General features: G+C 68.2%; 11 protein-coding genes and 4 tRNA genes. 7 read left to right on the top strand and 8 right to left on the bottom strand.

The annotated features are described in order from the left end of the window. From AC1DVT_RS12300 to AC1DVT_RS12285, 4 genes are all read right to left on the bottom strand, one after another. Positions 1–2,131 (bottom strand): 3-hydroxyacyl-CoA dehydrogenase NAD-binding domain-containing protein (locus AC1DVT_RS12300; RefSeq protein ID WP_477389260.1); only part of this gene is annotated, 2,131 nt, incomplete at its 3' end. 11 nt (positions 2,132–2,142) lie between these two features. Next, positions 2,143–3,369 (bottom strand): thiolase family protein, encoded by a 1,227-nt coding sequence (locus tag AC1DVT_RS12295; RefSeq protein WP_477389258.1) that lies wholly within the window; start codon positions 3,367–3,369, stop codon positions 2,143–2,145. A 72-nt stretch (positions 3,370–3,441) separates the two neighbouring features. Continuing rightward, the gene (locus tag AC1DVT_RS12290; RefSeq protein ID WP_477389256.1) at positions 3,442–4,641 is read right to left on the bottom strand and encodes an HRDC domain-containing protein; all 1,200 of its coding nucleotides are present in this window, start codon (positions 4,639–4,641) and stop codon (positions 3,442–3,444) included. Beyond that, positions 4,634–5,224: a DUF3000 family protein gene (locus AC1DVT_RS12285; protein WP_457098630.1), complete on the bottom strand. Its 591-nt coding sequence runs from the start codon at positions 5,222–5,224 to the stop codon at positions 4,634–4,636. The genes AC1DVT_RS12290 and AC1DVT_RS12285 overlap by 8 nt, the downstream gene beginning before the upstream one ends. Before the next feature lie 25 nt (positions 5,225–5,249). Here AC1DVT_RS12285 and AC1DVT_RS12280 point away from each other — a divergent pair, with 25 nt between their 5' ends. Further along, complete coding sequence (locus AC1DVT_RS12280) at positions 5,250–6,473, top strand: alpha/beta hydrolase family protein (RefSeq protein ID WP_477389254.1); 1,224 nt, start codon at positions 5,250–5,252, stop codon at positions 6,471–6,473. Here the strand turns inward: AC1DVT_RS12280 and AC1DVT_RS12275 are convergent. The 3 genes from AC1DVT_RS12275 to AC1DVT_RS12265 are packed head-to-tail and all read right to left on the bottom strand — an operon-like array spanning position 6,442 to position 8,553. Next, the gene (locus AC1DVT_RS12275) at positions 6,442–7,158 is read right to left on the bottom strand and encodes a dihydrofolate reductase family protein (RefSeq protein WP_457098632.1); all 717 of its coding nucleotides are present in this window, start codon (positions 7,156–7,158) and stop codon (positions 6,442–6,444) included. The two genes, AC1DVT_RS12280 and AC1DVT_RS12275, sit on opposite strands and share 32 nt — an antisense overlap. Next, positions 7,155–7,607: a SufE family protein gene (locus AC1DVT_RS12270; RefSeq protein WP_477389252.1), complete on the bottom strand. Its 453-nt coding sequence runs from the start codon at positions 7,605–7,607 to the stop codon at positions 7,155–7,157. The genes AC1DVT_RS12275 and AC1DVT_RS12270 overlap by 4 nt, the downstream gene beginning before the upstream one ends. 40 nt (positions 7,608–7,647) lie before the next feature. Then, the gene (locus AC1DVT_RS12265) at positions 7,648–8,553 is read right to left on the bottom strand and encodes a sulfurtransferase (RefSeq protein ID WP_477389250.1); all 906 of its coding nucleotides are present in this window, start codon (positions 8,551–8,553) and stop codon (positions 7,648–7,650) included. A 118-nt stretch (positions 8,554–8,671) separates the two neighbouring features. Here AC1DVT_RS12265 and zapE point away from each other — a divergent pair, with 118 nt between their 5' ends. From zapE to AC1DVT_RS12250, 3 genes are all read left to right on the top strand, one after another. Continuing rightward, positions 8,672–9,700: a cell division protein ZapE gene (gene zapE, locus AC1DVT_RS12260; RefSeq protein ID WP_477389248.1), complete on the top strand. Its 1,029-nt coding sequence runs from the start codon at positions 8,672–8,674 to the stop codon at positions 9,698–9,700. A gap of 170 nt (positions 9,701–9,870) precedes the next feature. Continuing rightward, positions 9,871–11,145, top strand: a complete 1,275-nt coding sequence (locus AC1DVT_RS12255) for an ammonium transporter (RefSeq protein WP_457098636.1) — start codon at positions 9,871–9,873, stop codon at positions 11,143–11,145. A 111-nt stretch (positions 11,146–11,256) separates the two neighbouring features. After that, entirely contained in the window at positions 11,257–11,781 is a 525-nt protein-coding gene (locus AC1DVT_RS12250; RefSeq protein WP_477389246.1) for a type II toxin-antitoxin system PemK/MazF family toxin, read from the top strand. A 39-nt stretch (positions 11,782–11,820) separates the two neighbouring features. On the opposite strand, the gene AC1DVT_RS12245 is transcribed toward AC1DVT_RS12250, so the two are convergent. Continuing rightward, positions 11,821–11,893: transfer RNA gene (locus tag AC1DVT_RS12245), tRNA-Val, on the bottom strand. A 148-nt stretch (positions 11,894–12,041) separates the two neighbouring features. Between AC1DVT_RS12245 and AC1DVT_RS12240 the strand changes: the two genes are divergently transcribed. From AC1DVT_RS12240 to AC1DVT_RS12230, 3 genes are all read left to right on the top strand, one after another. After that, positions 12,042–12,114: transfer RNA gene (locus tag AC1DVT_RS12240), tRNA-Gly, on the top strand. 67 nt (positions 12,115–12,181) lie between these two features. Further along, a tRNA-Cys gene (locus AC1DVT_RS12235) sits at positions 12,182–12,255 on the top strand. A gap of 27 nt (positions 12,256–12,282) precedes the next feature. Next, a tRNA-Val gene (locus AC1DVT_RS12230) sits at positions 12,283–12,354 on the top strand. The last annotated feature ends 117 nt before the right edge of the window (positions 12,355–12,471 follow it).

Raw genomic sequence — 12,471 nt, 5'->3', positions numbered from 1 at the left:
GGTGGAAGGTGTCGCCGGTCGCGCGCTCGGAGGCGCCCTCACGGTCGAGGTAGGGCGATGCCCCGCCGTCGATGAACGGCCACCCGGCACCGAGGATCAGGCAGAGGTCGATGTCCTCGACGGCGGGCACGACGCCCTCCTCGAGCATGATCGAGATCTCCTTCGCGAGACCGTCCTGCACGCGGTGCAGGATCTCGGTCTCCGACGCCGGCGATGAGCCGACGGCGCCCTTGAGCACCTTCTCGGCGGCTTTCGACCAGCCGGTGACGCGGCCGCTCTTGTCCTTCTCCACGACCTCGGTCAGCTCGGCGAGCTGGTGGAAGTTCTCCGACGCGAAGAACCGCTCGGGGAACGCGTGCGCCATCGTGTCCTGCACGTGGGCGGCGACCTTCCAGCCGACCAGATCGATGAGCTGGAACGGCGTCATCGGCAGCCCGATCGGCGCGAACGCCTTCTCGACGGTCAGCAGGGGAGTGCCTTCGTAGACCGCGCGCGCCGCTTCGCCCATGACCTTGGCGAGCAGCCGGTTCACGACGAAGCCCGGCGCGTCGGCCGTGAGCACGGCGTTCTTGCCGAGACCCCTCGCGACGACGAAGGCGGTCGAGAGCGCGGCATCCGTCGTCTGCGGCGTCTTGACGATCTCGATGAGCGGCATGACGGCGACCGGGTTGAAGAAGTGGAAGCCGACGAGACGCTCGGGGTGAGCGAGCTTCGCGCCGATCTCCTCGACCGACAGCGACGAGGTGTTGGTCGCGAGGATCGCGTCCTCGCGGATGATCCCCTCGATCTCGCCGAACACCTGCTGCTTGACGCCGACCTCTTCGAAGACGGCTTCGATGACGAAGTCGCAGTCCGCGTATTCGCTCTTGTCGGTCGTGCCGCGCACGAGGGCGCGGAGCCGGTTGGCCGCGTCAGCGTCCAGGCGCCCCTTGGCCTCGAGCGACCCGATCTCGTCGTGGATGTAGGCGAGGCCCTTGTCGACGCGGGCCTGGTCGAGGTCGGTGATGAGCACCGGCACCTGCAGCTTGCGGACGAACAGCAGCGCGAACTGGCTCGCCATCAGACCGGCGCCGATGATCCCGACCTTCGTGACCTTCGTCGCCAACGCCTTGTCGGGGGCGCCGACGGGCCGCTTCGCGCGCTTCTGCACGAGATCGAAGGCGTACATGGATGCCGCGAACTGATCGCCGGTCACGAGGGCGGCGAGGGCTTCGTCTTCACGCGCGAACCCTTCGGCCTTCGTGCCGCTCTTGGCCTTGTCGAGCAGCTCGAGCGCGGCGTACGGGGACTTGGGCATCGTGCCGATGCGGCTCTCGAGCATCGAACGGGCCATCTTGATCGCGATGGGCCACTTCGTGAGGCGCTCGATCTTGCCTGGTTCATTCCTGCGAACGACCTTCACGGAGCCGCTCAGCACCCCGTCGGCCCACTTCAGGGAGTCCTCGAGGTAGTTAGCCGCAGGGAAGATCGCATCGAAGATGCCGAAGTCGAACGCCTGCTGCGGCTTGAGCATCCGGTTCTGCTTGAGCGGGTTCGAGATGACGACCTCGAGCGCATTCTCGATGCCGATGAGGTTCGGCAGCAGGTACGCGCCGCCCCAACCCGGGATGATGCCGAGGAACACCTCGGGAAGCGCCACCGCCGCGGCCGAGGCATCCACCGTCCGATAGCTCGAGTTCAGGGCGATCTCGAGCCCGCCACCCAGTGCGAGTCCGTTCACGAAGGCGAACGACGGTACGCCGAGGCCCTCCAGCTTGCCGAACACGTGGTGGCCCAGCTGGGCGATCAGTCGGGCATTGTCGGCCGAACCGAGGCGCGAGATGTCGCTGAGGTCGGCGCCGGCGGCCAGGATGTACTGCTTCCCGGTGATGCCGACGGCCTGGATCTCGCCCAACGCGGCGCGCGCGGTCAGCGCATCGAGCGTCGCCGCCAGTTCCTTCAACGTGGCGGGGCCGAGAGTGTTGGGTCGGTTGTGGTCGCGACCGTTGTCGAGGGTGACGAGCGCGAGCACCTTGCCGGAGGCGAGACGGATGTCGCGCACGATCGAGTGCGTGACGACCTCGCCCTCGGTGAGGGCGTCGAGCGGGGAGAAGTCGATGTCGGAGTACTGGTCCGCAGGGGTTTTGGTCATAGCGGGCACTCTCACTTCACTGAATTCTTTTTGCCGCGGGCGCCAGGGCCGTTGTAGTGGGGGTTCTCCCAGATGACCGAGCCGCCCTGGCCGAGTCCGACGCACATCGCGGTCAGGCCGTAGCGGACGTCCGGGCGCTCGGCGAACTGCGCGGCGAGCTGGATCATGAGCCGCACACCGGAGGCCGCGAGCGGGTGCCCGAGGGCGATGGCCCCGCCCCACTGGTTGACGCGCGGATCGTCGTCGGCGATGCCGAAGTGGTCGAGCAGCGAGATGACCTGGATCGCGAACGCCTCGTTGAGCTCGAACAGACCGATGTCGTTGATCGTGAGGCCGGCCTTGGCCAGCGCCTTCTCGGTCGAGGGGATCGGTCCGATGCCCATGATCTCGGGCTGCACGCCGGCGAAGGCGAACGACACGAGCCGCATCTTGGGCTTCAGCCCGAGCTCCTTGACGGCGCCGCCGCCGGCGAGGAGCGACATCGTCGCGCCGTCGGTGAGGGGAGACGACGTGCCCGCCGTCACCCGACCATGCGGCCGGAACGGCGTCTTCAGGGCGGCGAGGTCATCCATGGTGGTCTGCGGTCGGCGGCCTTCGTCCGCGGTCGCCAGACCCCAGGCGCCTTCGGCATCCTTGATCGCGACGGGAACCAGGTCGGGCTGGAACTTGCCGTTGTCGTACGCCGCCTGCGCCTTGTGCTGGCTGAGCATGCCGAAGCGGTCGGAGCGCTCCTTGGTGAGGTGCGGGAAGCGGTCGAAGATGCGCTCCGCGGTCACGCCCATGTTGAGCGCCCCTGGGTCGACCATGCGCTCGGCGACGAAGCGGGGGTTGGGATCGGCGTTTGTGCCGATCGGGTGATGCCCCATGTGCTCGACACCGCCGGCCAGGGCGATGTCGTACATGCCGACGCCGATGGATGCGGCCATCGTGGTGACGCTCGTCATCGCACCCGCGCACATGCGGTCGATCGCGAACCCGGGCACGGTCTGGGGGAGACCCGCGAGAATCGCGACGCTGCGGCCGAGGGTGAGTCCCTGATCGCCGGTCTGCGACGTCGCCGCGATGGCGACATCGTCGATGCGCTCCTTCGGCACGCCGGAATTGCGCTCCATCAGTCCGATGGTGGCCTTGACGGCCAGGTCATCCGATCGCGTGTTCCAATACATGCCCTTTTCGCCGGCGCGCCCGAACGGTGTGCGCGCGCCATCGACGAAGAAGACGTCCGAGATCTCGGCCACTCTGCCTCCAGAAGTTGTTGTGTCGAAAGCCTAGGAGGGCGGTGACAGGCCCCGGAATCGGGTGGCGGAAACCTACGACGGCGGTTCGAGCGCCTCCGGAACGGCTTGCACGGATTCGACAAACGCATCGGCGATCATCTGTGCAGTTTCCGCAATCTGCCAAGGGCGGGCGCCGAGGTCGGCGAGTGCCTGCCCGACCCCTTCCGCGGTCACGGGCTCAGGCGGATTCCAGGCCACGCGGCGCAGCAGCTCCGGCGTCAGAAGGTTCTCGGTCGGCATCGCAAGCTGCTCCGCGTGTGCCTCGACGACCGGCCGAGCGGCCTTCAGCCGCTTGTCGGCCGCCGGGTTGCGGTCGGCCCAGGCCCGCGGCGGCGGGAGGGAGTCGCCCCCGGTGCCGCGCTCCGGGGGAAGATCGGTCGCGGCGCGACCCTCCTCGAAGGCGGCCCACCAGCGATCCAGCTGGCTGCGGCTCGCGCGGCCGTTGAACTCCTTGACGCGGGCGAGATCCTGTTTGGTCGCGGGGTCGGCGAGCACCGCGGCCACGAGTGCACGGTCGGGCACCAGACGACCCGGTGCCACGWCCTCGGCGCGGGCGAAATCCTCGCGGGAGATCCACAGGGCACGCGCCACGGCCAGGGCTCGACGACCGCGCACCGTGTGCAGGCCGCTGAGCCGACGCCACGGGTCGGCGGGAACGGGTTTGGGGAGGCGGGTGCGGACCGCCTCGAACTCCTCGGCGGCGAAGGCCACCTTGCCCTGCTCGACCAGGTCGGCCGCCAGCACGTCGCGGACGTCGATGAGGTGTTCGACATCGAGCGCGGCGTATTCGAGCCAGGCCTGCGGCAGGGGACGCGTCGACCAGTCGGATGCCGAGTGCGCTTTGGCGAGCGTGATGCCGAGAGTCTCCTCGACGACGGCCCCGAGGCCGACCCGCTCGCGTCCCAAGAGGCGCGACGCCAGCTCGGTGTCGAAGATCGACGGCGGCAGCAGACCGATCTCACGCAGCGACGGGAGGTCCTGGCTCGCGGCGTGCAGCACCCACTCCACGTCGCCGATCGCGGCCTGCAGCGCGGTGAAATCGCCGATCGCCGGCGGGTCGAACAGGAAGCCGCCTGCGCCACGCCGGAAGACCTGCACAAGGTACGCACGCTGGGAGTACCTGAAGCCCGAGGCGCGTTCGACATCCACCGCGACCGGACCGGAGCCGGCAGCCAGCAGCCCCGCGGCCGCGCGCAGCCCCTCGACGTCGTCGATGACCAGATATTCAGCCACGTGCGACCCTGCGTGAACCCAACACGGTGATCCCCTCCGACCCCGGCGGGAGACCCGCCAGCATGCAGACCAGTTCTGCCCAGGCCTGCACATGGGCGACGACGTCGCCCGATGGCGACCACGATGCCCGCAATTCGATCTGCGCGCCATCCCCTTCGGATGCCAGCGAGCCGAACCCCTTGGAAAGGGTCTTGGTCGCTGTTCCCGATGCAGCATCGTAGCCCGCGCCGCGGGAGGCGAGCGCGTCGACGAGCCACGACCACGCCACATCCGCCAGCAGCGGGTCCACCCCGATGTCGGGTTCGAGGGGCGCCTGGGCGAAGCAGACGATGCGCCACGGACCTCCCCACTGCGGTGGTTCGGCGGGGTCGTTGAGGAGGATGAACCGGCCGGTGCCGTATTCCGAATCGGCGCCCGAGGCGTCCGGACGAACGTCGGCGGCGAGGGCGAGGGCGAACGGCGCTAGGCCGGTCGGCGCGGGGATCTCACGCACCACGAGATCGTCGCGGAACTGCGTCTCCTTCACCAGCGCAGCGGCACGCTCGAAGGCGGCGGGTGCCGCCGGAGGAGGATGCTCAGCCACGCGGACAGACTAGAGTGAGGGCTCGATGGTCAATCCCAGGCGCGCCGAGGCCCGCGGCGCATCCGCCTCTCTCGAGGCGGGAATCCGGGCCGCGCTCGTCACGATCGGTTTCGGTCTGACCGGCGTGCTCGCCGTCTTGAGCGTCTTGTCAGTGCGGATCGCACGGAAGGTCGTGACGCCCGGCGGTCGCGTCTCCGACACGAAGATCGTGTCGCTCGACACCGCTGCTCAGACGATCACGCTGTCCCGTACACCCGACACCGCGCTGCCCGGGCGATACGGCCTCTTCACCGATGGCACCGCCTCGTATGTGAAGCTCGGCTCGGTGCTCGCTCAGGACGGCGACACGGTCAAGCGGAAGCTGCTCACGCACATCGGGGTCGACGCGAGCATCTCGTCGGAAGCCGCCTTCAGCGGCTGGTACTACGCCGGTCCAGAGGAGCTGCAGCTTCCGTTCACCCCCGAGCTGATCGGCTCCGCCGTGGGTCCGTGCCCGGCCTGGCTCTTCCCGGCGGGAGACTCCAGTGATCTCTGGGTGATCCAGGTGCACGGCCGCGGTACGACCCGCAGCGAATGTCTCCGCGCCGTCCCGGTGTTCCACGCCCTCGGGATCACGACCCTGGTCGCGTCCTACCGCAACGACGGCGACGCCCCGCGCAGCCGAACGGGGACCTACGCACTCGGCGCGACGGAGTGGCGCGACATCGATGCCGCCGTGGGGTTCGCCCGGCGGCGGGGGGCGCGGCGGGTGATCCTCATGGGCTGGTCCATGGGCGGTGCCATCGTGCTGCAGGTCGCACTGAACTCGGCTCATCGCGACATCCTGGTCGGGCTGATCCTCGAGTCGCCCGTCATCGATTGGCGCGTGGTGCTCGACCATCAAGCGCGCCTGCTGAGGCTTCCCCACCTGGTCGCCGGCATGGCCATCGGCGCATTGCGGTCGGAGTGGGCAACCCCGGTGGTCCGCACCGGCGCGGCCATCCCTTTCGACCGGCTCGACGTGGTCGCGCGCGCCGCCGAGCTGCAGCATCCGATCCTCATCCTGCACAGCGACGACGACGGATTCGTGCCGTCGGATGCCTCGCACGACCTGGTCGTCGCGCGGCCGGACCTCGTCGAGATGCAGGTCTTCGACGTCGCCCGGCACACGAAGCTGTGGAACTACGACCAGGCGCGCTGGTCGACGAGCATCGGCTCCTGGCTGGAGCGCCAGGGGATCACCGCCGTGCCCGCAGACGCAGGTAGCTGAACCCGGCCTCATCGACCAGGACGCCGGTCGGCTCGGTGTCCGGCCTCGCGTCCAGTCGCAGGAACGGCTGTGCGACCGGCTCGATCGACGGAGCGACAGTGATGCAGTATTCGTCGATCACGCCGGCTGCCGCGAACTGGGACGCCAGAGAAGGGCCGCCCTCGCACACGACCCGCCGAAGGCCGCGCTCGGCCAGTGCGGCGAGGATCGCCGAGGGCGACATCCGCTCGTCTCCCGGTACCGCCACGATCTGCACGCCATGCGACACCGCGTCGGCGCGGAGCGCGTCGGCTCGGGACGCCGGGCAGACGATCAGCACCCGATCGGGCGAGGCGCCCTCAGCCAGCGTGAGCCGGTGACCCTCGAGGTCTCCCGACGCGGTGACGATCGCGAGCCGGGTGCTGCGCGGGACGATATAGCCCTCCGCGCGCACACTCTGCGCGCCCACCACGACGACATCGGCGGCCGCGCGGATCACGCCGAGGATGGTCCGGTCGGTGCGGCTGGTCAGTGTGTCGCTCGTACCGTCCGACCCGGACGCCGCCCCGGTCAGGCTCGTGATCATATTGAGCCGCACGTATGCCTCGTCGGCGCGCGCGTACCGATCGGCGAGCCACGCGCGGCCCGCCTCGGTCGCGACATCCTGGCGATCGAGTGTCGCCGGACGCACCTCGGTGACGATCATCGCGTCGGGGGAGTGGGCTGCTTGGCCCGAACCTGCCGCTTGGCCCTCAGCAGCATGCCGGTCATCCCCGAGATGCGCAGGGGGCTGACGGCACGGGTGAGGCCGATGCTCTGCGGGAAGTCGTCGGGGATGCCGAGCACCTCCGAGACGGTGAGGCCCGAGATGCCCTGAACGAGGATGCTCGCGAAGCCCCGGGTCGTCGGCGCCTCCCGAGGCGCCGTGGCGTGCATGGCGACCCGCCCGTCCGAGTCGACATCGATCACGATGTAGACGGGAGACTGGCACTCCACGACGCGTTCGCACAGTTCCGGGTGGCCCTCGTACTCCGCCGGGATGGCCGGGAGCTCCTCGGAGAATTCCAGCAGGAGCTGCAGCCGGTCGGGCTCATCGAGCTCGAGGAAGTCGTCGCGGATGCCGGCGAGGGAGTCGGGGAGGTGTGATTCGGACATCACCTTCAGTTTCCCATGACCAGGAACCCGCCGGACGATGTCAGCGCTGAGCGGGAACCTCGCCGGGTGCGTCGCCGGTGACGATCGGCACCCGGACGGCGCTGCCCCACTCGGTCCACGATCCGTCGTAGTTGCGCACGTTCTCGAAGCCCAGCAGGTGCTGGAGGACGAACCAGGTGTGGCTGGAGCGCTCGCCGATCCGGCAGTACGCGACGATGCGGTCGCCGTCCTTCAGTCCGGCACCGTCACGGTAGACGGCATCCAATTCCGCACGCGTCTTGAAGCCGCCGTCGTCTCCCACGGCCTTCGCCCAGGGCACGCTCTGCGCCGACGGGATGTGTCCGGCGCGCAGCGCGCCCTCTTCGGGGTAGGCGGGCGCCGAGGTGCGGGTGCCGTTGTACTCCTCGGGCGAGCGCACGTCGATGAGCGGATCGCCGAAGTGGGCGAGGACGTCATCCTTGTAGGCCCGCAGCCGCGAGTCATCGCGCTCCACCACCGGGTAGGCGGTGGTCGGGCGGACGGTGGGTTCCCTGGTGATGGGCCGGCCATCGGCGATCCACCGGTCGCGACCGCCGTCGAGCAGGCGCACGTCCTCGTGCCCGAAGAGCGAGAACACCCACAGTGCGTAGGCCGCCCACCAGTTGCTCTTGTCGCCGTAGATCACGACGGTGTCGTCCCGCGAGATGCCCTTCGCGCTGAGCAGCGCCGAGAAGCCTGCGCCGTCGACGTAGTCGCGCACGACGGGGTCGTTCAGCTCGGTGTGCCAATCGACCTTGACGGACCCCGGGATGTGGCCGGTCTCGTACAGGAGCACGTCTTCGTCTGACTCGACGACGACGAGGCCGGGTTCGCCCAGCCGGGCTTCGAGCCACTGCCCGGTGACGAGCCGTCCGGGATCGGCGTACTCGGCGAACTTGGCGGACGAGGTGTCGTTTTCGACGGGCATGAAGGCTCCTCGGGAAGGGCCGGCGGATGCGACGGCGTAGGGTTGAACCGGCCTCTTCGACCATAGATTCCCGGGCAGAGCGACGCACCGCCCTGGTAAGACAGCGACACAGGATCACATGACCTCCACGGCAGCCGGAATCGTGCACCTCACCGAGCGGGCGCCGGTGGTGACGGGGCTCGAGATGGTCGCCTCCCTCGTGCCGCCGCCGCAGTTCGATGACGCGACCTTCGAGTCGTATCGGGCGGATGCCGCGTTCCCCTCCCAGCAGGAGGCCAAGGACCTGCTCCTCGCGTTCGCCGGCGCGGGTGGCGCGGCGCCGAAGGGCGGGCTGTTCCGCCGGGCGAAGAAGGAGCCCGAGCTCAAGCCCGGGGTCTACCTCGACGGCGGCTTCGGCGTCGGCAAGACCCACCTGCTCGCGGCGATCTACCACGCGATGCCCGTGCGCCGGAAGTACTTCGGCTCCTTCATCGAGTACACCGCGCTCGTCGGCGCGCTCGGCTTCCAGAACACCGTGGAGCTCTTCCGCGGCGCGGACCTGCTGTGCATCGACGAGTTCGAGCTGGACGATCCGGGTGACACGATGGTCATGACCCGCCTGCTCGGCGAACTCGCCGCCGGCGGCACGCGCATGGCCGCGACATCCAACACTCCGCCCAATGCGCTCGGCGAGGGCCGGTTCGCGGCCCAGGACTTCCTGCGCGAGATCCACGCGATGGCGGCGAACTTCCAGACGCTCCGCATCGACGGCACCGACTACCGCCACCGCACCGTCGACGGTCACGCCAAGGTGCTCACCGATGACGAATACGAGCGGGCGATCTCGGATGCCGCGACCCGCGGTGTCATCTCGGACGACGCCTTCCCGGCTTTCATCGCGCACCTCGCCCAGGTGCATCCGAGCCGCTACCTTCGTCTGATCGACGGTCTCACCGAGATCGGACTCCGCGATGCGGTCGAACTCGACGACCAGTCTGCGGCGCTCCGCTTCGTCGCCTTCATCGACCGTGCCTATGACGCGCAGCTTCCGATCCGGGCCACCGGGGTGCCGCTCGACCTCGTGTTCGCACCCGAGATGCTCACTGGGGGATACCGCAAGAAGTACCTCCGCGCCATCTCACGGCTGCTGGCCCTCACGCACGACTGAAGCCCATCTGCGCGGATGACTCGCGGCAGCGCGAAACGTGATGTTTACCGGACGGGCCTTCGCGTAACCAATGCGAAACACCACTTCGAACCGACGGTAACGGTGGCGGGTGAGACTGGGCGCACCCGACGCTGATTCACCTGCGTCCCTGCAGAGAGGTTCTCCCCGAGATGGATCAAGGCAACACCGCATTCCTTCTCCTATGCGCAGCGCTGGTGCTGCTCATGACACCTGGACTCGCGTTCTTCTACGGCGGCCTCGTCAAGGCCAAGAGCGTCATCAGCATGATGATGCTGAGCTTCGGCGCGATGGGACTCATCGGAGTCCTCTGGGTGCTCTACGGCTACGCGATCGCGTTCCCCAGCACCGCTGAAGGAACCATCCAGTCCCCCTGGACCATCGACCTCGGCGAGGTGGGCCTCACCAGCCTGCTCGAGACACCGGATGGCGCGGCCTATCCGCCGCTCGCCTTCGTCGCGTTCCAGGCCACCTTCGCCATCATCACCGTCGCGCTCGTCTCGGGCGCGATCGCCGACCGCGCCAAGTTCGGCTCGTGGATGATCTTCGCCACGATCTGGGCGACGATCGTCTACTTCCCGGTCGCGAGCTGGGTGTTCAACTTCGGCCTCGCCGAGGATGGCAGCTTCGCTTACGGCGGCTGGATCACCTACGGCCTTCAGGAATGGCTCGGTGCAGGTGCGATCGACTTCGCAGGTGGCACCGCGGTGCACATCAACGCCGGTGCTGCGGCCCTGGCCCTTGCGCTCGTCCTCGGCAAGCGCGTCGGGTTCCAGAAGGGCATCGCCGTTCCGCACAACCCGCCCTTCGTCCTCCTCGGCGCCGGCCTCCTGTGGTTCGGCTGGTTCGGCTTCAACGCCGGTTCCGAGCTCGCCGCCGACGGCACGGCTGCTCTCGCGTTCGTCAACACGATTGCAGCTCCCGCAGCGGCGCTCCTCGCGTGGCTCGTCGTCGAGAAGTTCAAGGACGGCAAGCCCACCTCGGTCGGCGCCGCGTCCGGTGCCGTCGCGGGTCTCGTCGCGATCACGCCGGCTTGTGCGTCGCTGACGCCCGGCTGGGCGATCGTCCTCGGCCTCATCGCGGGTGCCGTCTGCGCGCTGGCGATCGAGCTCAAGTTCAAGTGGGGCTTCGACGACTCGCTCGACGTCGTGGGCATCCACCTCGTCGGTGGTCTCATCGGAACCCTGTTCATCGGGTTCTTCGCCACCAACGTCGGCCTGTTCACGGGTGGAGACGGCACGCAGCTGCTCGTCCAGGCGATCGCGGCCTTCTCGGTCCTGGCCTACTCGTTCATCCTCGCTTACGCCATCGGCTGGATCATCCAGAAGACGATCGGCTTCCGCGTGAAGAACGAGGACGAGATCGCCGGCATCGACACGGTCGTGCACGGCGAAGAGGGTTACGTCCTGCTCGACGCCAAGGCCTAGTCAGGCTTCGCACAGCAGCGGAGGGGGGTCGCGCAAGCGGCCCCCCTTTCGCGTGCCAGCCGGGATGACCGTGCGCGGATGAGCGGACCGGTGGGCCGATATCGTGACCGTGTGACCAAACGCCAGGGCATCCTCGCCCGCGTCGTGAGCTTCTTCTCTCCTGCTCGTCCCACTGCGCCGAGAACGACCGCCGCCACCCCGGACACGCCTGGCCGGGTCGGGAGCACTGCGACGATCGAGATCGCCCCGCCCGGACCGGCCGGGCTGAAGATCACCTACGGACCGAAGACCGACGCCGATCCCGATGCGGGCGAGATCGTCTGGACCTGGGTCCCGTATACGGAGAACGACGGACGCGGCAAAGACCGTCCGGTGCTGGTCATCGGGCGTCAGGACGCACAGCGCGTCTACGCGGTGCGACTGACCAGCAAGCCGCACGAGGGCGACCACGACTTCCTGGCCCTGGGAACAGGCGCCTGGGACTCGCGGGGGCGACCCTCATGGGTCGACATCGAGCAGCTCTACAGCGTGCACGCCGCAGGCATGCGTCGCGAGGCATCCGCTCTCGATCTGAAGCGATTCGTGAAGATCGCCGACGCGCTGCACCGACGCTATGGCTGGGCAGTCGGCAACTGATCTTCAGTTGTTCGGGGGAGTGACGCTTTGGCGTCGGGGTGGGCGATACCGGACTCGAACCGATGACCTCTTCCGTGTGAAGGAAGCGCGCTACCAACTGCGCCAATCGCCCATGACCCTGCGGGGCCGAGTCACGATCTTACCGGATGCCGCGACCTCCCACGAATCCGCAGATCCGAGACACGCGCGGGCTGCCTGAGTTTGGCGCTTGTCGATTCGTCGGCTAAAGTCGTTCAAGTGCCCGGAGCGATTCGGGTCACGCGGATGTAGCGCAGTTGGTAGCGCATCACCTTGCCAAGGTGAGGGTCGCGAGTTCGAGTCTCGTCATCCGCTCGAGTGCGAAGATCGCCACACGGAGAAATCCGAAAGTCGATCACGACACGTGGGTCGAACCACACACGGTGGCGTGGCCGAGCGGCTAGGCACCGGCCTGCAAAGCCGTTTACACGGGTTCGAATCCCGTCGCCACCTCCACTCCTTCAACTGAAAAAGCCTTCACGGGCGCGATTGGCGCAGCGGTAGCGCGCTTCCCTGACACGGAAGAGGTCACTGGTTCGATCCCAGTATCGCGCACAGCGAAAACCCCCGGAATTCCGGGGGTTTTTTCGTTTCGCCAGGTATCTGTCGATGGACCGCGCTGCCCCAGATAGAACCGAGCGGCGTTCGGTTTGACTTGCGACCCCTGATAAC

The sequence above is a fragment of the Microbacterium sp. P2_F9 genome (genome assembly GCF_056403635.1).
Note: the sequence above shows the minus strand (reverse complement) of the source record. Positions and strands in the feature narration are given on the sequence as shown.

What these genes read in the sequence shown, in the direction of transcription:
- AC1DVT_RS12275 (WP_457098632.1), bottom strand. Translation starts at nt 7,158, where the DNA reads ATGATCGTCACCGAGGTGCGTCCGGCGACACTCGATCGCCAGGATGTC.
- AC1DVT_RS12255 (WP_457098636.1), top strand. Translation starts at nt 9,871, where the DNA reads ATGGATCAAGGCAACACCGCATTCCTTCTCCTATGCGCAGCGCTGGTG.
- zapE (WP_477389248.1), top strand. Translation starts at nt 8,672, where the DNA reads ATGACCTCCACGGCAGCCGGAATCGTGCACCTCACCGAGCGGGCGCCG.
- AC1DVT_RS12280 (WP_477389254.1), top strand. Translation starts at nt 5,250, where the DNA reads ATGGTCAATCCCAGGCGCGCCGAGGCCCGCGGCGCATCCGCCTCTCTC.
- AC1DVT_RS12265 (WP_477389250.1), bottom strand. Translation starts at nt 8,553, where the DNA reads ATGCCCGTCGAAAACGACACCTCGTCCGCCAAGTTCGCCGAGTACGCC.
- AC1DVT_RS12270 (WP_477389252.1), bottom strand. Translation starts at nt 7,607, where the DNA reads ATGTCCGAATCACACCTCCCCGACTCCCTCGCCGGCATCCGCGACGAC.